The sequence below is a fragment of the Streptomyces sp. NPDC055239 genome (genome assembly GCF_053606205.1).
Genome location: NZ_JBSGRD010000019.1, coordinates 1 through 23606 on the forward strand (window position 1 = coordinate 1; position 23606 = coordinate 23606).

Annotated in this window: 18 protein-coding genes; 7 read left to right on the forward strand and 11 right to left on the reverse strand. The window is 70.0% G+C overall.

Annotated elements, in window-relative coordinates; genetic code table 11:
* Positions 1-727: electron transfer flavoprotein subunit beta/FixA family protein (locus tag ACWFRJ_RS40240; RefSeq protein WP_453543145.1), on the reverse strand; the 727-nt coding region annotated here is incomplete at its 3' end.
* A gap of 108 nt (positions 728-835) precedes the next feature.
* Between ACWFRJ_RS40240 and ACWFRJ_RS40245 the strand changes: the two genes are divergently transcribed.
* Entirely contained in the window at positions 836-1555 is a 720-nt protein-coding gene (locus ACWFRJ_RS40245; RefSeq protein WP_453543148.1) for a TetR family transcriptional regulator, read from the forward strand.
* Positions 1556-1744: 189 nt separating this feature from the next.
* Positions 1745-2074 carry a Zn-ribbon domain-containing OB-fold protein gene (locus tag ACWFRJ_RS40250; protein WP_453543432.1) on the forward strand — a complete coding sequence of 110 codons (330 nt, stop codon included), beginning with the start codon at positions 1745-1747 and terminating at the stop codon, positions 2072-2074.
* A 45-nt stretch (positions 2075-2119) separates the two neighbouring features.
* Here the strand turns inward: ACWFRJ_RS40250 and ACWFRJ_RS40255 are convergent, their stop codons facing one another.
* The 3 genes from ACWFRJ_RS40255 to ACWFRJ_RS40265 all read right to left on the reverse strand — a co-directional run bounded on the left by ACWFRJ_RS40255 (position 2120) and on the right by ACWFRJ_RS40265 (position 6492).
* A complete protein-coding gene (locus tag ACWFRJ_RS40255; RefSeq protein ID WP_453543151.1) occupies positions 2120-3655 on the reverse strand; it encodes an AMP-binding protein in 1536 nt (511 codons plus the stop codon).
* A 97-nt stretch (positions 3656-3752) separates the two neighbouring features.
* Positions 3753-5009, reverse strand: a complete 1257-nt coding sequence (locus ACWFRJ_RS40260) for a SufS family cysteine desulfurase (protein ID WP_453543154.1) — start codon at positions 5007-5009, stop codon at positions 3753-3755.
* A 94-nt stretch (positions 5010-5103) separates the two neighbouring features.
* The gene (locus ACWFRJ_RS40265) at positions 5104-6492 is read right to left on the reverse strand and encodes a family 2B encapsulin nanocompartment shell protein (protein ID WP_453543434.1); all 1389 of its coding nucleotides are present in this window, start codon (positions 6490-6492) and stop codon (positions 5104-5106) included.
* A 373-nt stretch (positions 6493-6865) separates the two neighbouring features.
* On the opposite strand from ACWFRJ_RS40265, the gene ACWFRJ_RS40270 reads away from it, so the two are divergent.
* Positions 6866-7723, forward strand: coding sequence for a GNAT family N-acetyltransferase (locus tag ACWFRJ_RS40270; protein ID WP_453543157.1), 858 nt, complete (start codon positions 6866-6868; stop codon positions 7721-7723).
* 74 nt (positions 7724-7797) lie between these two features.
* Here ACWFRJ_RS40270 and ACWFRJ_RS40275 read toward each other — a convergent pair whose 3' ends face one another.
* A complete protein-coding gene (locus ACWFRJ_RS40275; protein WP_453543160.1) occupies positions 7798-10107 on the reverse strand; it encodes a glycoside hydrolase family 3 N-terminal domain-containing protein in 2310 nt (769 codons plus the stop codon).
* A gap of 191 nt (positions 10108-10298) precedes the next feature.
* Here ACWFRJ_RS40275 and ACWFRJ_RS40280 point away from each other — a divergent pair, with 191 nt between their 5' ends.
* On the forward strand, positions 10299-12185 hold the full coding sequence (locus ACWFRJ_RS40280; protein WP_453543162.1) for an ABC transporter ATP-binding protein: 1887 nt from the start codon (positions 10299-10301) through the stop codon (positions 12183-12185).
* 76 nt (positions 12186-12261) lie between these two features.
* On the opposite strand, the gene ACWFRJ_RS40285 is transcribed toward ACWFRJ_RS40280, so the two are convergent.
* Positions 12262-13851, reverse strand: a complete 1590-nt coding sequence (locus tag ACWFRJ_RS40285) for a DHA2 family efflux MFS transporter permease subunit (RefSeq protein WP_453543165.1) — start codon at positions 13849-13851, stop codon at positions 12262-12264.
* Positions 13852-13986: 135 nt separating this feature from the next.
* The gene (locus ACWFRJ_RS40290) at positions 13987-14469 is read right to left on the reverse strand and encodes a MarR family winged helix-turn-helix transcriptional regulator (RefSeq protein WP_453543168.1); all 483 of its coding nucleotides are present in this window, start codon (positions 14467-14469) and stop codon (positions 13987-13989) included.
* 189 nt (positions 14470-14658) lie between these two features.
* On the opposite strand from ACWFRJ_RS40290, the gene ACWFRJ_RS40295 reads away from it, so the two are divergent.
* The 3 genes from ACWFRJ_RS40295 (at position 14659) to ACWFRJ_RS40305 (ending at position 16884) form a co-directional block, all read left to right on the forward strand.
* Positions 14659-15159 carry a SigE family RNA polymerase sigma factor gene (locus ACWFRJ_RS40295; RefSeq protein ID WP_453543171.1) on the forward strand — a complete coding sequence of 167 codons (501 nt, stop codon included), beginning with the start codon at positions 14659-14661 and terminating at the stop codon, positions 15157-15159.
* Positions 15152-15499, forward strand: a complete 348-nt coding sequence (locus tag ACWFRJ_RS40300; RefSeq protein ID WP_453543174.1) for a hypothetical protein — start codon at positions 15152-15154, stop codon at positions 15497-15499. Before ACWFRJ_RS40295 ends, ACWFRJ_RS40300 begins: the two co-directional genes overlap by 8 nt.
* Before the next feature lie 134 nt (positions 15500-15633).
* Positions 15634-16884 carry a mannosyltransferase family protein gene (locus tag ACWFRJ_RS40305; RefSeq protein WP_453543177.1) on the forward strand — a complete coding sequence of 417 codons (1251 nt, stop codon included), beginning with the start codon at positions 15634-15636 and terminating at the stop codon, positions 16882-16884.
* Here the strand turns inward: ACWFRJ_RS40305 and narI are convergent.
* The 4 genes from narI to ACWFRJ_RS40325 are packed head-to-tail and all read right to left on the reverse strand — an operon-like array spanning position 16853 to position 23479.
* On the reverse strand, positions 16853-17590 hold the full coding sequence (gene narI, locus ACWFRJ_RS40310) for a respiratory nitrate reductase subunit gamma (RefSeq protein WP_453543180.1): 738 nt from the start codon (positions 17588-17590) through the stop codon (positions 16853-16855). The two genes, ACWFRJ_RS40305 and narI, sit on opposite strands and share 32 nt — an antisense overlap.
* Entirely contained in the window at positions 17587-18210 is a 624-nt protein-coding gene (gene narJ / locus ACWFRJ_RS40315) for a nitrate reductase molybdenum cofactor assembly chaperone (RefSeq protein WP_453543183.1), read from the reverse strand. Before narJ ends, narI begins: the two co-directional genes overlap by 4 nt.
* Positions 18207-19817 (reverse strand): nitrate reductase subunit beta, encoded by a 1611-nt coding sequence (narH, locus tag ACWFRJ_RS40320; protein WP_453543186.1) that lies wholly within the window; start codon positions 19815-19817, stop codon positions 18207-18209. Before narH ends, narJ begins: the two co-directional genes overlap by 4 nt.
* Positions 19817-23479 carry a nitrate reductase subunit alpha gene (locus ACWFRJ_RS40325; protein ID WP_453543189.1) on the reverse strand — a complete coding sequence of 1221 codons (3663 nt, stop codon included), beginning with the start codon at positions 23477-23479 and terminating at the stop codon, positions 19817-19819. The genes narH and ACWFRJ_RS40325 overlap by 1 nt, the downstream gene beginning before the upstream one ends.
* Positions 23480-23606 lie beyond the last annotated feature (127 nt).

Consider the following 23606-nt stretch of genomic DNA (forward strand, 5'->3'; position numbering starts at 1 on the left):
CCTTGACGATCGTGCCCGCGGTCCGCGCGGGACGCTCGGTGGCCGACTCGACCTTCGTCCAGGCACCCTCCAGGCCCACTTCCTCGGCCTCCAGGTCCAGGTCGGAGAGGTCCCAGGCCTGCACCGGCTTCTTCTTGGCGGCCATGATGCCCTTGAAGGAGGGGTAGCGGGCCTCGCCCGACTGGTCGGTGACCGACACCACCGCGGGCAGCGAGGCCTCCAACTGCTCGGAGGCGGCGTCCCCGTCCCGGCGGCCCTTGACCACACCGCCCTCGACGGAGACCTCGGAGAGCAGGGTGACCTGCGGGACCCCCAGACGCTCGGCGAGCAGTGCCGGAACCACGCCCGCGGTGCCGTCCGTGGACGCCATCCCGGAGATCACCAGGTCGTAGCCGGCCTTCTCGATCGCCTTCGCGAGCACCAGCGAGGTGCCGATGATGTCGCTGCCGTGCAGGTCCTCGTCCTCCACATGGATGGCCTTGTCCGCCCCCATCGAAAGCGCCTTGCGCAACGCGTCCTTGGCGTCCTCGGGACCCACCGTCAACACGGTGATCTCCGCGTCATCGGCCGCGTCCGCGATCTGCAACGCCTGCTCCACCGCGTACTCGTCCAGCTCCGACAGCAGGCCATCGACGTCATCCCGGTCGACGGTCAGGTCATCGGCGAAGTGCCGGTCGCCGGTGGCGTCGGGCACGTACTTCACGGTGACAACGATCCTCAAGCTCACGCCGACTCTCCTACCTGGTGTTGTTCGTTAGGGCGACCGTATGGCACTCAGTACCCCCTGTAAAGGTACGTAGTGCCATACAGGCCTTCGCGGTGCTACGTTCCCCGCATGACTGAGGCGCGCGGACCAGCGAAGAAGGCCCCCATGCGGGAGGTGCTCGCCAAGGCGGCGTTCCAGTTGTTCCTGGAGCGGGGCTTCGAGCAGACCACGGTGGACGACATCGTGGCGCGGGCAGGGGTCGGGCGGCGCTCCTTCTTCCGGTACTTCCCGTCAAAAGAGGACGCGGTCTTCCCCGACCACGAGAGCTGCCTGGCCGACATGACGGCGTTCCTCGATGCTGCCGACGGTCATGATCCGGTGGACGCCGTGTGCGACGCGGCCCGGATCGTGCTGCGCATGTACGCCACGAACCCGGAGTTCTCCGTCCAGCGTTACCGCCTCACGCAGGAGGTGCCAGGCCTCCGCACGTACGAACTCTCCGTCGTGCGCCGTTACGAACGCACCATGGCCGGCTACCTCCGCCGCCGGTACGCCGAGGACGTGGACGGCTCCCTGCGCGCCGAGGTGGTCGCCGCCGCCGTGGTCGCCGCGCACAACAACGCCCTGCGCTCCTGGCTGCGTTCGGGCGGTGACGGCGACGCCGAGACCGCGGTGGACCATGCGCTCGAGCTCGTGCGGAACGGCTGGGGGAGCGCCGCCACCGGCGGGGAAGCCGCCGCCGACGCCGACGCCGACGCCGATGACGATGTCGTCGTCATGGTGGTCTCCAAGCGCGCGCCCATGTGGCGCGTGGTGCAGCGCGTCGAGTCGGCCCTCGGCCAGGACTGAGGAGGGCCAGGACTGAAGCAGCGCCAGGACTGAGTTAGTAGCACTCAGTACCTTTACCTTCTGGCACTCAGTGCCATATGGTGCGGATGCGTCGACGCCGACGGCGGCGCATCCGAGCCGAACGCAGGGGGTCGAGACGTGTCCCAGCAGGAATTGAGCGTCGCGCCGACAGAGCACGAGCGAACCGGCATGATCTACCACCGCTGCCGATGGTGCGGCACCGCGTCCTTCCGGCGCATGCTGTGTCCGGTGTGCGCGTCCAGCGACCTGGTGGCCGAACAGAGCGACGGCGAGGGCGTCGTCGTACAGTCGAGCGTGGTCAACCGCTACACGGGGACCGCACGCAACGAGTCTCTCGTCCGCTTTCCCGAAGGCTTCGTGTTCCGCTGCCGTGTCGTGGCCGCCTCGCCGCATCTCGTCTGGGTCGGCGCGCGCGTGCGGCCCGTGGCCGGGTCCGATCCGGAGACCGGGGAGGCCGTCTTCGAGCTCTGCGAGACGCACACGAGCGCCGACTGGTAGTGCTTCCGGTATCGCTTCGGACGGATCAACCGGTAGTGCTCCGGATCAGTTGACTCCCCGCTCGCGCCCCTCCCAGTAGGGGTCGCGCAGCTTGTACTTCTGGAGTTTCCCGGTGGCCGTGCGGGCCAGTTCGTCGCGGAACTCCACCGAGGTCGGCGCCTTGAAACCGGCGAGGTGCTCCTTGCAGTGCCGGATGAGCTCCTCCTCCGTGGCATGGGCGCCGGAGGCGAGGACGACCAGAGCCTTGATGGTCTCGCCCCACTTCTCGTCCGGCACCCCGATGACCGCGACCTCGGCGACCGCGGCATGGCTGAACAGCACGTCCTCCACCTCGATCGACGACACGTTCTCACCGCCGGTGATGATGACGTCCTTCTTGCGGTCACTGATCGTCAGATGGCCGTCCGCGCCGATCGAACCGCCGTCCCCCGTGTGGAACCAGCCGCCTTCCAGCGCCTGAGCGCTCTCCTGAGGCTGCTCCCAGTACCCCTCGAGGATCACGTTCGAGCGGGCGAGGACCTCGCCCTCGTCCGACGTACGCAGCGTCACGCCCAGGGCGGGGGCACCGGCCTGGACCAGTTTCTCCGCGCGCTGCTGCGAGGTCAGTTCGTCCCACTCGCCGCGGGTGCGGTTGATGGTGAGCAGGGGAGAGGTCTCGGTGAGTCCGTAGATCTGGATGAACTCCCAGCCCAGCTCGGTCTCGACCTGCTCGACCGTCTTGGTGGGCGGCGGAGCTCCCGCGACGATGATGCGCACCCGGTCCCGGCCCGGGATCTCCCCGTCCCATGAACGTGCGGCGGCGAGCACCGCGTTGACCACCGCGGGCGCCGCGCACATGACCGTGACCCCGTGTTCGGCGACGCGGCGCAGGATCTCCGCGCCGTCCACCTTGCGCAGCACGATGTGCCGCGCGCCCATGCCGGACATGGCGAACGGCATGCCCCAGCCGTTCGCGTGGAACATCGGCAGAGTGTGCAGATAGACGTCCCGGTCCGTGACCCCGGCGTGCAGCGCGAACGTCAGGGCGTTCACCCAGATGTTGCGGTGGGTGATCTGTACGCCCTTGGGGCGCGCGGTCGTTCCGCTGGTGAAGTTGATGGTCGCGGTGGCGTTCTCGTCGGGCTCCCAGGGCTCCGGCTCGGTGTCGAACCGGTACAGCTCCGAGTCGGCCTGTGCCCCGAGCGTGAAGCGGTGCTTGCAGACCACCCCCGAGAGGCGGTCCTCCAGTTCGGGGTCGACCAGCAGGACGCTCGCGCCCGACTGGCCGACGATGTAGCTCACCTCTTCGGCCGAGAGGCGGAAATTGACCGGCACGAGGACCCGGCCGTGGCCGCTGACGCCGAAGAACGACGTCAACAGCCGTGCGCTGTTGGGCGAGACCACCGCGACGCGTGCGCCGTGCGGCACCCCGAGCGCGTCGAGACCGGCGGCCTGGGCCCGGGCCAGCTCACCCACGCGCCTGTAGGTGAGCCCCCGCCAGGGCTCGGCCGGCTGATCCGGCTCGTCGACGATGCCGACCCGGTCCCCGTACACGGTCGTGGCGCGGTCCAGAAAATCATGGGCCCCGAACGGGACGAACATCCTGGCCTCCCGAAGCTCAGTTGATGTACGTCGCCTATCCGACCATGACCCACGGGAAACCGGGCCCCCGGCGCCGTCCCCTTACCCGACCTCCTCCTTACCTGGCTTCCTCCGGCGCTTCCTGGAGCCGCCGCAAAGACGTCACCAGCTGATCCACCTCCTCGGACGTGTTGTAGAGCGCGAGCGACGCGCGGGCCGCCGACTCCAGGCCGTAGTGGGCGAGCGCGGGCTGGGCGCAGTGATGACCCGCGCGGATGGCGATGCCGTCGCGGTCCAGCCAGTCCGCGACGCCTGCCGGGTCCTGGCCCGCGAGCGTGAACGTGAGGACCGCGATCCGCTCGGGCGCCGAACCGAGGACCTCCAGACCGGGCACCGTGGACAGGGCCTGCTGCGCGTACGTCATGAGTGCGCTCTCGTACGCGGCGACGGCGTCCCGGTCGAAGGACGTGAACCAGTTGAGCGCGGCGAGCAGGCCGACCACGCCCGCGATGTGGCCCGTGCCGGCTTCCAGGCGGTGCGGGACCGGCGCGAACGTGGTCCGTGTGAAGCCGACCGACTCGATCATGTTGCCGCCGCCCTGCCACGGCCGCATGGACTGAAGGATCTCCGGCTTCGCGTAGAGCGCGCCGATGCCCGTCGGTGCGAAGAGCTTGTGCCCCGAGAAGGCGTAGAAGTCGGCGTCCAGATCCTGTACGTCGACCGGGAAGTGCGCGACGGCCTGCGCCCCGTCCACCAGGACCTTGGCGCCGTAGCGGTGGGCGAGGGCGGTCATCTCCTTCACGGGTGGCACGGTGCCGAGCACGTTCGACGCGTGGCTGACGGCGACGAGCTGTGTGCGGGAGGAGAGGAGATCGGCGTAGGCGTCCTGGTCGATCGCCCCCTCGGGAGTGAGGGGGATCGGGACGACCCTGGCCCGGGTCTCCTTCGCGATCAGCTGCCAGGGGACGATGTCGGAGTGGTGTTCGAGGACGGCCACCAGAATGTCGTCCCCGGGGCCGAGGTTGGCCCGCCCCCAGCTCTGGGCGACCAGGTTGACGGCCTCGGTCGTGCCGCGTACGAAGACGATGTCGTCCGGCGACCCGGCCCCGAGGAACTCCGCGACCGCGGACCGCCCCGCCTCGTACATCTGGGTCGCCTCGCGCGCCATGGTGTGCGCGCCCCGGTGGATGTTGGAGTTCACGGCGCCGTAGTAGGCGCCGAGTGCCTCGATGACCTGGCGCGGCTTCTGCGTGGTGGCGCCGTTGTCGAGCCAGACGAGGGGGTGGCCGTTGACGGTGCGGTGCAGGATCGGGATGTCCCGGCGGGCCGACTCCGGGGAGAAACCGGGTGGTTGGAGCTGCGGGAGCGCGCTCATGCCGGGGGAGGCAACCACTGCTGTCACATCCGGCATACCCGGTGTATCTGGTGTATCCGGTGTATCCGGAACGCCGGGCCCGCGCGCCGTGACGTCAGGAGTAGTCATGGTAGTTCGACACCTCGACGTTCTGCAGGACGGCGATGGCGTCCTCGACCAGGACCGCCGTGTTGAAGTACGCCGTCATCAGGTACGACGTGATGCCCTTCTGGTCGACCCCCATGTTCCGCATGGACAGGCCCGGTTCGACCTCGTCCGCGACACCGGCGGGACGAAGGCCCACCACACCCTGCTCGGCCTCGCCCGTCCGCATCAGCAGGATCTCGGTGGTCCCCATTCCAGCGCCCATGCTGCCCGAGAACGGCACCTTGTCCGACGGGAGCAGCGGGACGCCGCGCCACGTCAGGAGCGGGCTGCCGAAGCGGTTGTCCGTCACCGGGGGCACGCCCCGCCGCGTGCATTCACGGCCGAAGGCGGCGATCGCTCTGGGGTGGGCGAGGAAGAAGCCGGGCTGCTTCCAGACCCGCGTGAGGAGCTCGTCCAGATCGTCGGGGGTGGGCGCACCGGTGCGTGCCTGGACCCGCTGACCGGCGCAGACGTTGTGGAACAGGCCGTGCTCGGGGTGGTTCAGGAGCGAGGACTCCTGGCGTTCCCGCAGGGCCGCGATGGTGAGGTTGGACTGTGCGCGGGTCTGGTCGATGGGCCCGTTGTAGAGGTCGGCGACCCTTGTGTGCACGCGGAGCACCGTCTGGGCGAGCGTCATGTGGTACTCACGCGGCGCGTCCTCGTAGTCGACGAACGTCCCCGGCAGGTCAGGCTCCCCGACATGCCCCGCGCTCAGGTCCACGGGCACCTCGGCGCCGGGCGTCATGGCGCCCCCGGCGCAGTACGCGGTGATCGCACCGCCCAACGCCTCGTCCCGGTCGGCGAGCCCCGCGAGCGCGCTGCGGTCCGCGCATAGCGCCACACCGGGGGTGAGCGCCTTGACGCGGTACGGCATCGCATCGGTCCGGGTCCACGCGCCGAGGTCGAAGAACTGCCCGTCGCCTATGACTTCGAGCAGCGCGTCCTCGCCGTACCGCCCGGTCACCCGCTTCTCGGCCTTGCCCCGCACGACCACCCACAGCCGGTCGGCGGCGTCGCCCTCCTGCGCGAGGACCTGCCCGGCCTCGAAAGTGACCTCGGTGAAGGCGCCGGCCAGCTCTGTGAGCAGCGCGTCGTCGGCGTCACGCAGGTAGGAGACCTCGCGTAAGTCACCCGGCACGACGCGGTGACAGCCGCTCTCCTCGTAGGTGGTGATCCGGTCGTCCCCGAGCACGAACGTCCGGCGGCGGTTCACCCGGTAGGTGCCCGACTCGACGTCCACCCAGGGCAGGGCGCGGAGCAGATAGCGCGGGGTGATGCCGCGCATCTGCGGCGTGGTCTTGGTGGTCGTCGCCAGTTGCCGTGCGGCATCCGGGCCGAGTGCGAGCCGGTCGTTCACTTGAGCCTCCTGGAAGAACGGTCTTTCCTGGCCGCCGTGATGGCGTTCGGCGCCGATCGTCTTCGCGTTGTTCCATGGCCGCAAGTGGTCTCTTTTCAGAGGTGATGGAGAAAGGGCCGGAAATGGTCTGACAGCCGGTCCCGGACCCCGCAGCCCACCCTCCCGGGCCGCTGCCGGGAAGTCCCCGCACCGCAGATATCGGGCTCAAATCATCTCAATACCGGACCTGGGCGCGCCTGAAAGCAGCGCTTATGACTCGGGTAGCGGGACCTTGAGTCGGGAAGGATGGTTCCGGTGCGGCCGGTGATCGTGGGCGCACCGGGGCGCGGCCCTTCTCCGAGGGCGGCCCCTCCGGCGTACGAAGGGTGTGGCGATGACGGATTCGGTCCCTGGGCGGCTCTCCATCTCGCGGGCGACGCTCGACGACTGGCAGGTCGTCAGCGGATGGGCGCAGGACGAGGGCTGGAACCCGGGCCTGCGGGACGGCCCGTGCTTCTTCGCGCAGGACCCGGACGGATTCTTCATCGGCCGCATAGAGGGGGAGCCGGTCTCCGCGATCTCGGTCGTGAACTACGACGAGGTGTACGCCTTCCTCGGCTTCTACCTCGTCCGCCCCGATCTGCGCGGCCACGGACACGGCCTCGCCACCTGGCGGACGGCCCTCGCCCACGCGGGAACCCGCACCGTCGGCCTCGACGGCGTGGTCGCACAGCAGGCCAACTACCGCCGCTCGGGCTTCGAGCTGGCTCACCGCACCGTCCGGTACATGGGCTCCGTACCCCCGGGCGCCGCAAGGTCCGCACAGATCCTGCCGGTCGAGGCAGCGGGCCTGCGGGCGATCACCGCGTACGACGCCGCGAGCCATCCGGCCGACCGCCCGCGCTTCCTGGAATCCTGGCTCACCGCTCCCGGCCACCGCGCGCTCGCCCGCATCGTCGACGGCCGCATCACCGGATACGGCGTGCTCCGCCCGGCCCATGGCGCCCTGCGGATCGGGCCCTTGTTCGCCGATACGCGCGCCGACGCCGAGGAGCTCTTCGACGCGCTGACAGCGGAGGCGGACGGCGCGCCTGTCCTCATCGACGTTCCCGAGACCCAGCCGCAGGCCGTGGCCCTTGCCGAGACGCGCGGCATGAAGCCGACGTTCGCGACCGCCCGTATGTACACGGGCCCCGTGCGGGAGCTGGCCGAGGAACGTGTCTTCGGCGTGACGACGCTCGAACTCGGCTGAGGGCGTCTGATGCGCAGCTGACACGCGAGGGCCGGGCCCACAGGGACCCGGCCTTCCCACCCCCTCCACAACTGCTACGTGATGGTCAGCCTCTTCTTCGCCTTGGCCTCGGAGCTGTTGCCGACGTAGACGTCCACGGCCCCCTCCTCGACACGGAACTCGCCGCTCTCCGCGTTCGTCCAGAACCCGAAGTCATCGGCGCCGAGCTGGAAGCGGACCGTTCTCGACTTGCCGGGCTCCAGCGTCACCCGGCGGAACCCGCGCAGCCTGCGTACCGGCTGCGTGATGCTCGCCGCGATGTCGTGGACGTACAACTGGACGACCTCGTCGCCCGCGCGGTCACCCGTGTTGCGGACGGTGACCGAGACCTCAAGGGTGTCGCCCTTGCGCAGCGCCCCCGCCGATACGCGGTCGCGGCTGAGCTTCGGCTGACCGATCTCGAAGTCCGTGTACGAGAGCCCGTGGCCGAAGGCGAACTGCGGGTCCGGGGGCAGGTCGAGGTACTTGGACGTGTACTTGTTGTCCGCGTTGTAGGGGCGGCCCGTCGACTCGTGGTTGTAGTGGCAGGGGATCTGGCCGACCGTGCGCGGGAACGAGACGGGCAGCTTGCCGCCCGGATTGACCTTGCCGAACAGCACGTCGGCGATCGCGTTGCCCGCTTCGAGACCGGGGTGCCAGGCCTCGAGGACGGCGGGCGCCGACTTCAGCCAGTCGCCGACGGTCAGCGGGCGCCCGTTGACCAGGACCACGACGAACGGCTTGCCCGTCTTGGCGATCGCCTCGATCAGCTCCTCCTGCCCGCCCGGCAGACTGATGTCGCTGCGCGCCGCCGCCTCGCCGCTCATCGCCGGGGGTTCACCGACCACGACGACGGTGACGTCCGCCTTCTTGGCCGCGGCGACCGCCGCCGGGATGCCGCCGGTGTCCGTGCCCTCCGGGTCGACGCCTTTCGCGTACGTCACCTTCGCCCCCGGAGCCGCGGCCTTCACCGCGGCGAGGACCTTTCCCGAGGGGAAGTTCTTCGCCGCGCCGGGGAACGTCCATGTGCCGAGGAGGTCGTCGGAGTCGCCGAACGGGCCGACGACCGCGATCGAACCGGCCGACTTCTTGAGCGGAAGCGCCTTGCCGTCGTTCTTCAGGAGCACCATCGAGCGGGCGGCGGTCTCACGGGCGGCCTTGCGGGCATCGGCGGACGGCTTGTCGATGGCGTCGTCCTCATCGGCGTACGGATTCTCGAAGAGCCCGAGCGCGTACTTCAGGCGCAGAATCCGCGTGACCGCTTCATCGAGGCGCTTCTTGCTGATCCTGCCGCTGCTCAGCAGCTTCTTGCCCTGCTCGGCGAGGTGCGTGCTCGCCATCTCCATGTCGACGCCCGCGTTCAGCGCCAGCCGTGCCGCGTCGGCGCCGTCCTCGGCGAAGCCGTGCGCGATGAGCTCGTCGACGCCGTTCCAGTCGCTGACGACGAAGCCGTCGAAGCCCCACTCCTTGTACAGGACGTCGGTGAGCGTGTGGGAGTTGCCGTGGGCCGGGACGCCGCTGATGGTGTTGAAGGAGGCCATCACCGTGGCCACGCCCGCGTCCAACGCGGCCTTGAACGGCGGCAGATAGTGGTTGCGCAGGCGGGACTCCGACACGTCGACCGTGTTGTAGTCCCGGCCGCCCTCGGCCCCGCCGTACGCGACGAAGTGCTTGGCGCAGGCGGCGATGCGGTCCTTGGCGTCGAGCCCCGACCCCTTCCCGCTCTTGTCGTCCTTCTCGCCCTGGTAACCCTCCACCTTGGCCACGGCGAACGCCGTCGTGAGGTACGGGTCCTCGCCGCAGCCCTCGGCGATCCGGCCCCAGCGCGGCTCGTGCGTGACATCCATCATCGGCGAGAACGTCCAGTGCACGCCGTTCGAGCGGGACTCCTTCGCCGAGACCTCGGCGTCCCGTCTGGTGACCTCCGGGTCGAAACTCGACGCCTGGGCGAGGGGGATCGGGAACGTCGTCCACAGGCCATGGATGACATCGAGTCCGAAGAGCAGCGGAATGCCGAGCCGGGACTCCTCCACGGCGATGCGCTGCAGGGCGTTGCTGCTCTTGGCACCGAAGATGTTCAGGACCGAACCGAGCCGCCCGGCGCGCGCCGCGTCCTCGACGTCCTTCGTCTCGCTGCCGCCGGGGCCGGTGCTGACGGCCCACGGGAGCTGCTGCAACTGCCCCAGCTTCTCTTCGACAGTCATACGGTCGAGCAGCTTCTTGATCTTCGGATCGAGGGGGCTGAGGGGGCTCGGTCGCTGCGGCGCGGCCTGGGCGACCCCGGTGCCCGCAGCGGTGAACCCGCCCCCTGCGACAGCGGTGCCGCCGATCGCGGACAGCAGAGTACGCCTTCGTAGCTCTCGCATGTGTTCGCCTTCTCGCATCAGGAAGTCGACAACCTCTGTGACGGCCACAAGAGTTGAAGCGAAAGTACGTTCCTGGTACATGCGGGTCAAGGGATGCGGCAGGGACGCGCGGGGCTCTTGTTTCGACGTCCCGTAGGCGCCTGGCTCTCCACACTTGACCTCAAGGAAGCTTGAGGTTCTACGTTCTTCTCATGAGCATGGAAACGACAGCCTGGTCCCAGCTGCAGAGCGTCATGCACGCCGAGCAGGACAGCCGCCCCTTCGCCCGCGCCACCTTGCGCCGCATCGGGACCTTCGCCCGCCCGCACAAACGCCGCATCGTCTACTTCGTCCTCCTGAGCATCGTCACCGCGCTGCTCGCCGTGGCGACGCCCGTCCTCGCGGGCAGTGTCGTGGACACGATCGTCTCGGACGGCGAATCCTCGCTCGTCGTCCGTTACGCCCTGCTCATCGCCGCCATCGCCGTCGCCGAGGCGGGCTTCGGACTGCTCGCCCGCTGGCTCTCGGCGAACCTGGGGGAGGGGCTGATCCTCGACCTGCGCACCGCCGTCTTCGACCACGTACAGCGCATGCCCGTCGCCTTCTTCACCCGTACCCGCACCGGCGCGCTCGTCAGCCGCCTCAACAACGACGTGATCGGCGCCCAGCGCGCGTTCAGCAACACGCTCTCCGGAGTCGTCGGCAACGTGGTCACGCTGCTCCTGACCCTGGCCGTGATGCTGAGGCTCTCCTGGCAGATCACGCTCCTCGCCCTGGTCCTGCTCCCCCTCTTCATCGTGCCCGCGCGCCGCATGGGCTCCCGGATGGCGAAGCTCCAGCGTGAGGCCGCACACCACAACGCGGCCATGGGCACGCGCATGACCGAACGCTTCTCCGCACCCGGCGCCACGCTCATCAAGCTCTTCGGCCGTCCGGGCGCCGAGTCGGAGGAGTTCGCCGCGCGGGCCGGCCGGGTGCGGGACATCGGTGTCCGTACGGCCATGGCGCAGTCCGTGTTCATCGCCGCGCTCACGCTGGTCTCGGCCCTCGCCCTGGCCCTCGTCTACGGCCTCGGCGGCTACTTCGCCCTGGACGGCACCCTGGAAGCGGGCGCCATCGTGTCCCTCGCCCTGCTCCTGACCCGCCTCTACGCACCGCTCACCTCCCTGGCAGGAGCGCGGGTCGAGGTCATGAGCGCGCTCGTCAGCTTCGAGCGGGTCTTCGAAGTCCTCGACCTGAAGCCGCTGATCGACGAGAAGCCCGACGCACGTGAAGTCCCCTCGGGCCCGGTGGCGGTGGAGTTCGACGACGTCCGCTTCGGCTACCCGTCCGCGGAAAAGGTCTCCCTCGCCTCCCTCGAAGAGGTCGCGTCCCTCGACACCCGAGGTGGCGAAGAAGTCCTGCACGGCCTCTCCTTCCGCGCCGAACCGGGCCAGACCGTGGCGCTCGTCGGATCGTCCGGTGCGGGCAAGTCGACGATCGCCCAACTGCTTCCCCGCCTGTACGACACGGACGGCGGGACCGTACGCATCGGCGGAGTCGACGTCCGTGATCTCTCGGCGGCGTCCATGCGCCAGACCCTCGGCATGGTCACCCAGGACGGCCACCTCTTCCACGAGTCGATCCGCGCCAACCTGCTGCTCGCCCGCCCCGCAGCCACCGAGGACGACCTGTGGGACGCCCTGCGCAGGGCCCGTCTCGAAGACCTCGTACGCTCCCTGCCGGACGGTCTTGACACGGTGGTCGGCGAGCGCGGCTACCGCCTCTCCGGCGGTGAGCGCCAGCGGATGACCATCGCCAGGCTGCTGCTCGCCCGGCAGCGGGTGGTCATCCTCGACGAGGCCACGGCGCACCTCGACAACACCTCCGAGGCGGCGGTGCAGGAAGCCCTCGCCGAAGCCCTTGAGGGCCGCACCGCGATCGTCATCGCGCACCGGCTCTCGACGGTGCGCTCCGCCGATCAGATCCTCGTGGTCGAGGCCGGGCGGATCGTGGAGCGCGGGACGCACGAGGAACTGCTCGCGGTGGACGGCCGGTACGCGGAGCTCTACCGCACGCAGTTCGCGGACAAGGGCAAGGCGGTGCAGGTCGCGGTGTAGAGCTCGCGGAACGCGCCGGACCGGCTGGGGAACTCCAGCCGGTCCGGCGCGTTCTGTATGCGCTTCCTAGTGCCGCCTAGTGCCGCGCGGCGGACGCCCGCTGCAGACCCGCCGCCGCACCGACGGCGCCGAGCAGGCAGAGCACCCCGGTCACGGTCACGGCCGTGTGCACACCGTTCATGAATGCCTGGCCGCTGCCGTCCACGACCGCCGCCCTCACCTCCGCCGACATGTCGGGCGAGACCGGGGCCGCGCCCATCGCCACCGCGTCCTCGGCCTCATGGAGCCTGACCGCAAGAGGCTCGGGGACCCCCGCGCCGGTCAGCTCGCCGGTCAGCGTCGAACCGACCCGGCTGCTGATGAGGGAGATGAGGACGGAGGTGCCGAGCGCGCCGCCGATCTGCAGAGCGGTGGCCTGCAACCCACCGGCCACACCCGCGTCCTGGACGGGAGCCTGACCGACGATGGCATCGGAGGACGCGGCAAGGACCATGCCGACACCCAGGCCGAGCGCGACGAAGGGCGGCCACATCGTGGCGTACGACGATTCGGTGTCCCAGGTGAGCATGCCGAACGCGGCAGCGGCCTGGAGGAGCATGCCGAGCGGCATCGTGAGGCGCGGTCCGAAGCGTGCGGTGAGCGCCGCGCCAAGCGGCGATGCCACCAGGGAGGCGAGGCTGAGCGGCAGGGTGCGCACACCGGCCTCGACCGGGGAGAAGCCGCGCACATTCTGCAGGTACAGCATCACGAAGAAGATCACGCCGAGCATGACGAAGAAGTTCAGGGCGGTGATGACGGCGCCGGTGGTCAGCGCCCGGCTGCGGAAGAGCCGCATCGGCAGCAGCGGATGCCGCACGCGCGTCTCGTACCGGCCGAAGGCGACAAGGAGCAGTACGCCGACGCCGACGGAACCCAGAGTGCCCGCAGAGGCCCAGCCCCAGGTCTCTCCCTTGACGACGCCGAAGACCACGCACAGCAGCGCGACGGCCAGCAGGACGACCCCGAGGACGTCGAAGCGCTGAGACTCCGTGGCGCTCTCGCCGTCGCTCTTGCTCTGTGGGAGTACGGCGGCGCTGACCAGCAGGGCGATCAGGCCGATGGGGGCGTTGATGTAGAAGACGGACTCCCAGGAGACGTTCTCCAGGAGCAGCCCGCCGACGATCGGGCCGAGCGCGGTCGACACCGCCGACACCATGGCCCAGATGCCCACGGCCATGCCGAACTTCCGTGGCGGGAAGGCGGTGCGCAGCAGGCCCAGGGTGTTGGGCATGAGCAGGCCGCCGAAGAATCCCTGCACCGCCCGGAAGGCGATGACGCCGTCGACCGAGCCCGACAGGCCGATGGCCACCGAGGCGAGCGTGAACCCGACGACGCCGACGATGTAGAACGTGCGGCGCCCGAAGCGGTCGCCGAGCTTGCCGCCCAGGATGAGGGAGGCGGCCAGGGCGAGCAGGTAGGAGTTGGTGACCCACTGGAGGTCCGCGGTGGACGCCTGGAGGGCGCGGCCGATCTCCGGGTTGGCGATGGCGACGACGGAAGCGTCGAGCTGAACCATGAAGAGGCCGAACGCGACGGCGATCAGCGTCAGCCAGGGGTTGGCGCGTCGGCCGGTTGCCTGTGGTGCGTGAGCGGGCAGGGGAGAGCGATCCACGGTGGTGGAGGGCATGGAGGGGCCTTGTCTGTGCAGAGTGTTACGGGAAACGTGAGAGAGGCACCGCCCCCGGCTCAGTCGAGAGCGGGCGGTGCCGTGCGCGCGGCCGGAGTCGTCCCCGTGAAATCGTCCCCGTGGAGGAGAGCGGGTCTACTCGGGCGGGAGGAGCGCGGCGTGCAGCTGCCCCGTCAGCGAGGCAAGGGCGCCGACGGCCGAGCCGAGAGCGTCGCGCTCGCCCTGGGTGAGGAACTGCAGGGCGCGCGCGAGGTGTTCACCCTCGAGGCGCCGGACCTCGGCCAGCTCACGCCGGGCGCGGGAGGTCAGATACAGATGCGCGATCCGCTTGTCGTCCGCGTCCTGTCGGCGTTCCAGCAAGCCCTGTTCGGTGAGCTGGGAGACCAGGGCGCTGACGTTGTTCGGCCGCATCAGCAGCGCGTCGGCGGCCTCGCGGACGGTGGCGCCTTCCTCCTGCGCCACGAGACGCAGCAGTGCGAGCTGGGCCTCCGGGGGCTTGGGACGCGCGAAGTCCCGGCCCACATGCCGGTCGAGGGCCCGGTTCAGCGCGGGCAGGCTCGCCGCGAGCGCACAGGCCACACGGTCGAGGTCCTGGGCGGACGCGCTGGGATCGGGCATGACGGGAGAGTACCTCTCCTCACATAGGTATGTCCAAAGACATTGTTCTACGGGTACTGCTCCGCGAGTGCTGTTCCGTGGGTGTCGCCGCACGTGACGACGGTCACTCCACTTTCTCTGCGTCGATGTAAACCGGATCGGCCCCGGCAGGCGTATGCCTACTGAAGCGAAAGAGATCCAGGAGTGCCGTTGACCGTCGAGGAGTTCGAAAAGTTCTATGCGCAGACGGTCACGCGTCTCACGGGGCAGCTGTACGTCATGCTCGGCGACCTGCACGAGGCGCAGGACGTCGTGCAGGAGGCGTTCGTGCGGGGCTGGCGGCATCGGCGCCGGCTCGAACGTGACGGACAGCCCGAAGCGTGGATCCGCACCACCGCCTGGCGTCTCGCGGTGAGCCGCTGGCGTTTCGGGCGGCGTACGGCGGATGCCTGGCAGCGCAGCGGCGCACCGCCGGACACCGAGGGCCCCGGCCCGGAGGCGGTGGTGCTCGTCGACGCGCTGCGCACCCTGCCCGCCCAGCAGCGCCGCACGATGACCCTGCACTACCTGTGCGATCTGAGCGTCGATCAGATCGCCGGTGAGACGGGCCTGTCCAGCGGCACGGTCAAGACACATCTGTTCCGTGGGCGAGCCGCACTCGCCCACCGCCTCAAGGACGCGCGCGTCGAGGAGGAGGCTTTCGATGCCTGAGCCGCACGATCCGTTGCGCTCGCTGTTCCATCAGGCCGCCGACCGCGGCCAGGCCCAGACGGGGCCGCCGCCGTTCGCGCGGATCGCCGAGCGCGGCAGGAGGTCGCAGCGCCGTCGGCGCGCCGCGTTCGCGCTTGCCGCGTGCCTGGTCCTGGGAGGCGGTGGAGCGGCGGCGGCCACGCTGCTGCCGGGTGATCCGGCGCCGGTGCCCCCGGCGAACGCGCCGTCCCGGCCCGCGCCGTCCCCGGGGGACACCGCCCCGCCGCCCACCTCCATGTCGTCAATGGAATCGAGCCCTCCGCCGTCCAACAGCGCGAGCTCGGGCCCGCCCGCGCGCTGAGTCGCCGAGCGCCGCACGCTGCGACCGACGGACCACTCCTCACACCCCTCTACACCCTCTGTACCGACACCCCGTGACCCGGCGGGTCCCACCGGCCGATGCCGCATGCCCGCACTCACCCGGAAGGGTCCCTTATGTCACCTTTCATATCCTCTTCGGTCACGCGGCCCTCCGAGCGCCCGGCAGTCCCCGTACACCCCGACAGCAAGCCGCCGGAGCAGCCCCGGCCACCCCTGCCCGCCGACCGTGCCACCCTGCGCCTCTCGCCCGCCGACCGCGAAGTGCTGTGGCTGTACCTGCTGACGCGCGTGGCCGTCTGGATCACCGCCTACTGCGCCCGCTGGCTCTACCCCGCCAAGCCGGACACCCGGCACCCCGACAGCGTCCTCGCTCCCTTCGAGCGCTGGGACTGGGCCCACTACGTGCACATCGCGCGGGACGGCTACTTCCCCGGCGGCGCCGGGCCCGGACTCAGCGACTGGGACAACCGGGAGGCCTTCTTCCCCGGCTTTCCGCTCCTGTTGCGCGCCGTCCATCTCGTGGTGCCGCACTGGACCGTGGCCGGGCTGCTGCTCTCCTTCGTCGCCGGGGCCGTAGCCGTCCTCGCCCTTGCCCGGATCGCCCGTCTCCACTTGGCGCACCCGTCCGCCGGCCGACGCACCACCCTGTTCCTGCTGCTCTCACCGTGTGCCGTGTTCCTGGCCGTCGGCTACACCGAGGCCCTCTTCCTCGCCCTCGCGCTGCCCGCCTGGCTCGCTGCCCAGCGGCATGACTGGGCACTCGCCGCCACCTTGGCGGCCCTGGCGAGCACCGTCCGGGTCACCGGGCTCTTCCTGGCCGCGGCCATCGCCCTGCACTTCGTGCTGACCTCCCGCACCCACCGGCGCTGGCGCTCACTGCCGTGGCTGGCTCTGCCCGCGCTCCCGGCCGCCCTCTACAGCGCGTACCTGCACGCGCACACCGGTGACTGGATGGCCTGGCAGCACGCACAGGAACGCGGCTGGCACCGCGTGTTCCACACCCCGTGGGAGGCGTGGTCCCGCACCTGGGACGTCGCCTTCTCCCACGTCCAGACCACCGGATACGCCGGAATGTTCCAGGCCGAACTCCTCGCCATGGCCGTAGGCCTGCTGCTCCTCGCCCTGCTGATCCGGCGCCGCCGCTGGCCCGAAGCCCTCTACCTCGCCCTCAACCTCTGGGCCCTGGGCACCTCGTACTGGTACATGTCCATTCCCCGCGCCACCCTCGTGTGGTGGCCGCTCTGGATCGTCCTGGCCGACTGGAGCCTGCGCCGCCCGCGGTTCACCACGATCTGCCTGTGCCTGGGCGCCCCGCTCACGACGGTCGTCACCCTCACCTTCCTGACGGGGCGCTGGGCCGGTTGAGGTCTCGGCGGGTGACCGTGGCGGCCCGTGCCCCGCGGGACCGGTAGACGACGTAGGGCCGCAGGAGATAGCCGACGGGCGCGGTGAAGGCATGGACGAGTCGGCTGAAGGGCCACAGGGCGAACAGGGTCATGGCGAGCAGCGCGTGCACTTGGTAGACGAGCGGGGCGTGGGCCATGGCGGGAACGTCCGGGGCCAGGGTGAACAGGGAGCGGAACCAGAGGGAGACGCCCTGGCGGTAGTCGTAGGGGTGGGCTTGGAGGGTGGTGGCCGTCGCGGTGAGCCCGGCGAGCAGGACGGCGGTGAGTACGGGGTAGACGGCACGGTCGCTGCGGCTGGTCGCGACGCGGACGGCGGGGACGCGCAGGCGGCGCCACAGGAGGATCGCGAGGCCGGAGAGGGTGGCCAGGCCCGCGGTGCCGCCGACGAGGAGGGCGTTGGCGTGGTAGAGCCACTCCGGAACGTGGGCGCGGTCGGTGAGCGATTCCGGGATGAGCAGGCCGATGACGTGACCGGCGACCACGAAGAGCAGGCCGTAGTGGAAGAGCGGTCCGCCGATGCTCAGGAGGCGGTTCTCGTGGAGCTGGCTCGAGCGGGTGGTGAAGCCGAACCGGTCGTAGTGATAGCGCCACGCGGTGCCGACGATCATGAGGGTGGCGGTGAGGTAGGGCAGGACGCCCCACAGCGCGAGATGCAGGTGGTTCACCGAGGTGCCTCCTGTAGGTGCGGGGCGAGCTGCGGGAAGGGCAGGAGGCCGACGGTTTCGGTGGGCGGTCCCGAGCGGGCGAGTTGCAGGGCGGCGGCCCTGTCCGCGGGCGAGGCGCCGGGCAGCGTGCGGCAGACGGCTTCGAGGACGTCGGCGTAGGGGCTCTTGTGGTCGCGCAGGGCCAGACGGAGGAGTTCGAGTGCGGCGCGGTGATCCTGGAGAGCGTCCCTCCCCGCCTTGGGACAGCGGGCGGCGAACTCCAGGGCCAGCGGCAGGAAATCGGGGAGTTCGTCGGCCGGCGGCTGCCAGCCGTGACTGACGTAGAGCCGCCGCCAGTGCAGCAGGGACTCGCCGCGGCGGCGCGTGTCGCCGTCGGTGTAGTACGTGAGGTGGAGGGTACGGCGGCGGCTGCGGTCGAAGGTGGTGATGTAGCGGGCGGACAGGTCGAGCACCGGGGTGTTCGCTACGGCGGTGCAGAACGCCCGCAGCAGAGCGGCCTCGTCGCCGGGTCGGCCCGTCAGCTCTCCGGAGACCAGGGAGAGACGGCCGGGCCAGTCCTCGTCGGGGTGGAGCAGCAGCAGGGAGGCCGCCTGGTGGATCAGTGGGGCGGTATCGCTCACGCCTTGCGCTCCTTGCCGTTCGGGAAGAGGCCGTCGGGGCGGCCGCGTCCGTTCCAGTTGAGGAGGTTGACCCGGTCGCGCAGGGAGGTTCCCGCGTGCTCGGCCTGCGGCGGCGTGTCCGTGATCAGCGGGGCGTGGAAGGCGTCCGCGTCGTACATGCCGGGCCCGCCCGCGCCGTCCAGGCTGCATCCGCCGGGGTCGTCGCCGGGTGTGGGGGTGGTGTAGCTGGTGGGGATGACGTAGCGCTCGTCGTACTTGGCGAGGGCCAGGAGCCGGAACATGGCCTCGATCTCCTGCGACTCCATGCCGACGGCGCCGGCGATGGCGGGGTCCTTCTCCTCGCCGAGGTTGACGCGCCGCATATAGGCGCGCATGGCGGCAAGTCGGCACAGGGCAGCCTCGACCGGTGCGGGGTCGCCGGCGGTGAACAGCTCGGCGAGGTAGGCGAGCGGGATGCGCATCGAGTCGATGGCGGCGAACAGCTTGGCCGGGTCCTCGCCGTCGTGCCCGGTGGCGGTGAGCGTCTCGACGACAGGGGAGAGCGGCGGGATGTACCAGACCATGGGCATGGTGCGGTACTCCGGATGCAGCGGCAGGGCGACCTGGTAGCGGCTGATGAGGTCGTACACCGGGGAGCGGCGGGCCGCGGTGATCCAGTCGTGCGGGATACCGGACGCCTCTGCGGCCGCCGCGACCTCGGGGTCGCCGGGATCGAGGAAACAGTCCAACTGGCTCTGATACAGATCGTGTTCGTTCTCCACCGCTGCGGCTTCGCCGATCCGGTCGGCGTCGTAGAGCATGACACCGAGGTAGCGCAGACGGCCGACGCAGGTCTCGGAGCAGACGGTCGGCTCGCCCGCCTCGATGCGCGGATAGCAGAAGGTGCACTTCTCGGCCTTGCCGGTGGAGTGGTTGAAGTAGACCTTCTTGTACGGGCAGCCGCTGACGCACATCCGCCAGCCCCGGCAGCGGTCCTGATCGACCAGGACGATGCCGTCCTCGATCCGCTTGTACATCGCGCCCGACGGGCAGACGGCGACGCACGACGGGTTGAGACAGTGTTCGCAGATCCGCGGCAGGTAGAACATGAAAGCCTGCTCGTACTCCAGGCGCACCTTCTCGTTCATCTTGCGCAACACCGGGTCGTCCGCGAGGTGTTCGGGGCCGCCACCCAGGTCGTCGTCCCAGTTGGGCCCCCAAGTGACCTGCGTGGGACGGCCGTCGATCAGGGACCGGGGCGGGGCGGTGGGGACGTCGTCGCCGAGCGGGGCGGAGAGCAGGTTGTCGTAGTCGTACGTCCAGGGCTGGTAGTAGTCGTCCAGGGTGGGCAGTTCGGGGTTGGAGAAGAGGCGGGCCAGACGGCGGGCGCGGCCTCCGCTGCGCGGGACGAGGCGGCCGTGCTTGAGCTTCCAGCCGCCCTGCCACTTGTCCTGGTCCTCGTAGCCCCGGGGGTAGCCCTGTCCTGGACGGGTCTCGACGTTGTTGAACCAGACGTACTCGGTGCCGGTCCGGTTGGTCCAGGTCTGCTTGCAGGTGACCGAGCAGGTGTGGCAGCCGATGCACTTGTCGAGGTTCATGACCATGGCCACTTGTGCCATCACACGCATCAGTACTGAACCTCCTGGGAGCGACGGCGGATGACGGTGACCGCGTCGCGTTGATTGCCGGTGGGGCCGTAGTAGTTGGGGGCGAACGACAACTGGGCGTGCCCGCCGATGAGATGGGTGGGTTTGATCAGGAGCTTGGTGAGGGCGTTGTGGACCCCGCCGCGCCGCCCGGTGGCCTCCGACTTCGGCACGTTCACCAGGCGTTCCTGCACGTGGTACATGAAGACCGTGCCGGGCGGCATGCGATGGGACACGACCGCGCGGGCGACCACGACGCCGTTGGCGTTGACCGCCTCGATCCAGTCGTTGTCCGCGACGCCGATCGCCTCGGCGTCCTGGACGCTGATCCAGATGACGGGGCCGCCCCTCGCCAGTGTCTGCATCAGCAGGTTCTCCTGGTACTCGGAGTGGATGGACCACTTGGAGTGCGGGGTGAGGTAGCGCACGGTCACCGACCGGTCAGGGCCTTCGGCGGGGGAGGGCTGCTCACCGAGGGCTGCGAGGTTCAAAGGCGGCCGGTAGACGGGAAGTTGCTCGCCGTACTCGGCGATCCACTCGTGGTCGAGATAGAAGTGCTGGCGGCCGGTGAGCGTGTGCCAGGGCTTGCGGTGCTCGGTATTGATCGTGAACGGGGAGTAGCGCCGGTCGTGGCCCTCCTTGCCGGACCACTCGAAGCTCGCGCCGACCTGGACAGGACGGGCCTGGGTGTCGGAGAACTCCACGCGGCGTGCGGCGACATGCGCGGCGAGCTCGTCCAGGCCGGATTCGGGACCGCAGCGCTCGGCGAGCCGGTGGAATCCCTGCGCGGCGATCCGGCCGTTGGTGGTCCCGGACAGGGCGAGGATCGCCTCGCACAGCTTGACGTCCGTGTCGAGCAGCGGACGCCCCAGCGCGGCACCCCGGGCAGCTGTGCCGCACCGGGTGGCCAGCCACTGGCGCTCCGCGTCGGGCTGCACGGTGACTCCCTTGACCGTCACACCCAGTTCGTCGGGCACCGGGCCGTACGCGGCGAGCTTGTCGGCGATGGCGGTGTAGTCCCGCTCCACCAGCGTGAACTGCGGAAGGGTGGGTCCCTCCGGCGGCGCCTCCCCGGGGGTGTCGTGCAGCAGCGGCGTGGCCACCAGGTCGTGTGCGCTCTCCAGACGTCCCTTCGCCAGGCGGCTCACGGCGGCCGCGAGGCCGTGGAAGATCTCGAAGTCGGTACGCGCCTGCCACGGCGGGTCGATGGCCGGTGAGAAGGCGTGCACGAAGGGGTGCATGTCCGTGCTGGACAGGTCGTGCTTCTCGTACCAGGTGGCGGCGGGCAGCACGAGGTCGGAGAGGAGCGTCGTGGACGTCATCCGGAAGTCGAGGCTGAGCAGCAGGTCGAGCTTGCCGCGCGGCGCCTCGTCCCGCCAGGTCACCTCCCTGGGCCGGTCGCCGGGCGCGGCCTCCTGGGCACTCGCGTTGTCGGCGGCGCCGAGCAGGTGACGCAGGAAGTACTCGTTGCCCTTGGCCGATGAGCCGATCAGGTTGGCGCGCCAGACGGTGAGCACACGTGGCCAGTTGGCGGGATCGTCCGGGTCCTCACAGGCGTACTCCAGACGCCCCGCGTCGCGCTCGCCCGCCACCCAGCGCCCCACGTCCCCGCCCGCCTCGTGGGCGCGTCGCCCCAGTTCCAGGGGGTTGGCGTCGAAGGTCGGGTAGGACGGCATCCAGCCCTGGCGTGCCGAGCGGGCCACCAGGTCCGCGGTGTGCAGCCCGGCGAGACCGCCCGGCGCGGTCGGGGAGGCGAGGCCATCGGCGGCGAACTTCTCGTAGCGCCACTGATCGGTGTGGAGATACCAGTACGGCGTGCCTGCCATCTGCCGCGAAGGGCGTGCCCAGTCCGATGCCGTGGCCAACTGCTGCCATCCCGCGTACGGACGCACCTTCTCCTGACCCACGTAGTGGGCCCAGCCGCCGCCGTTGACGCCCTGGCAGCCGGTGAGCAGCAGCAGGGAGAGGAACGAGCGGTAGATCGTGTCGGAGTGGAACCAGTGGTTCGTCCCCGCCCCCATCACGATCATGCAGCGGCCCTTGGTCTGCTCGGCGGTACGCGCGAACTCACGCGCCGCACGCACCACCGCCCCTGCGGGCACCGACGTGATCGCCTCCTGCCAGGCCGGAGTGCAGGGCGTCGACGCGTCCTCGTACGAGGTGGGCCACTCGCCGCCGAGCCCTGTGCGCCCCACCCCGTACTGCGCCAGCATCAGGTCGAAGACCGTCGTCACCAGACGCCCGCCCACCCGCACGGCGGGCACCTCGCGGCGCAGTACCGCGCCCTCCTCGTCGAAGCGCGGCAGCACCACCGAGGCCGGCGACGAGCCGGTGTGCTCGCGGAGCGTCAGCATCGGCTCCAGGTCGCCGAGATCGAGATTCCAGCGTCCCTCGCTCTCCTTGGCCCACCGGTCACCGAGCGTCCCGCCCGGCACTGCCGCCGCTTGGGACTTCGCATCGAAGAGGACCGGCATCCACCGCCGTGCCGCCGCCCCGGCTCCCTTCGCGAGATCCAGGTCCCGCGCCGTCACGAAGGCGCCGGGCGTGTACGAGCCGGTCTCCTTCTCCTCCAGAGCGACGAGGAACGGCAGATCGGTGAACTGCTTCACGTAGTCGGTGAAGTAGGGCACCCGCCGCTGGACGAAGCACTCACGCAGGATGACGTGCCCCATGGCCATGGCGAGGGCGCCGTCCGTGCCCGGATGCGGGTGCAGCCACTCGTCGGCGAACTTCGTGGCGTCCGCGAAGTCGGGGGAGACGACCACGACCTTCTGCCCCCGATAGCGGGCCTCCGCCATCCAGTGCGCGTCCGGCGTCCGGGTCACAGGGACGTTCGAACCCCACAGCATCAGATACGCGGCGTCCCACCAGTCCCCGGACTCCGGTACGTCCGTCTGGTCGCCGAAGACCTGCGGCGAGGCGATCGGCAGGTCCGCGTACCAGTCGTAGAACGACAGCATCGGCGCGCCGATCAGCGACATGAACCGCGCGCCGACCGCGTGCGAGGCCATCGACATCGCCGGAATCGGGGAGAACCCCGCGATCCGGTCAGGACCGTGCTCCTGGAGGGTGTGGACATGGGCCGCCGCGGCAATTTCCATTGCCTCGTCCCACCCCACCCTGACCAGTCCGCCCTTGCCTCGGGCGGACTGATAACGGCGGCGCATCTCGGGGTCCGACGTAATCTCCGCCCAGGCCGCCACCGGATCCCCGCCATGCTTCTGCTTTGCGGAACGAAACATATCGACGAGTACTCCGCGGGCTTGGGGATAGCGCACGCGTGTGGGCGAATATGTGTACCAAGAGAATGACGCCCCACGCGGACAGCCGCGTGGCTCGTAATCGGGCCGGTCGGCCCCCGCCGACGGATAGTCCGTCGCCTGGGTCTCCCAGGTGATCAGTCCGTCCTTCACGTACACCTGCCACGAGCACGAGCCGGTGCAGTTCACCCCGTGTGTGGAGCGCACCACCTTGTCGTGCGCCCAACGCGCCCGGTACGGGGCGTCGTTGACCGTCTGATCGTGGCGGATGACCGCCCGTCCGTCCGGCGTCGTAGGCGCCCGCGACAGCAGTCGACCGGCCGACAGCAGCCGTTCGGACGCCTCCATCGCGAGACGTTCGGCCTTCGCCCTGCCGCGCACCATTGCATGGACTCCCCTCGACGAACGCCGCACCCAAAACACGCTGCCTGGTACGGACCTGAGTGAACTCACCACAGGGTGCGCCTTCTTGGGCCGCGATGTGCACCACCTTCCGGCCACTTGGTTGCCC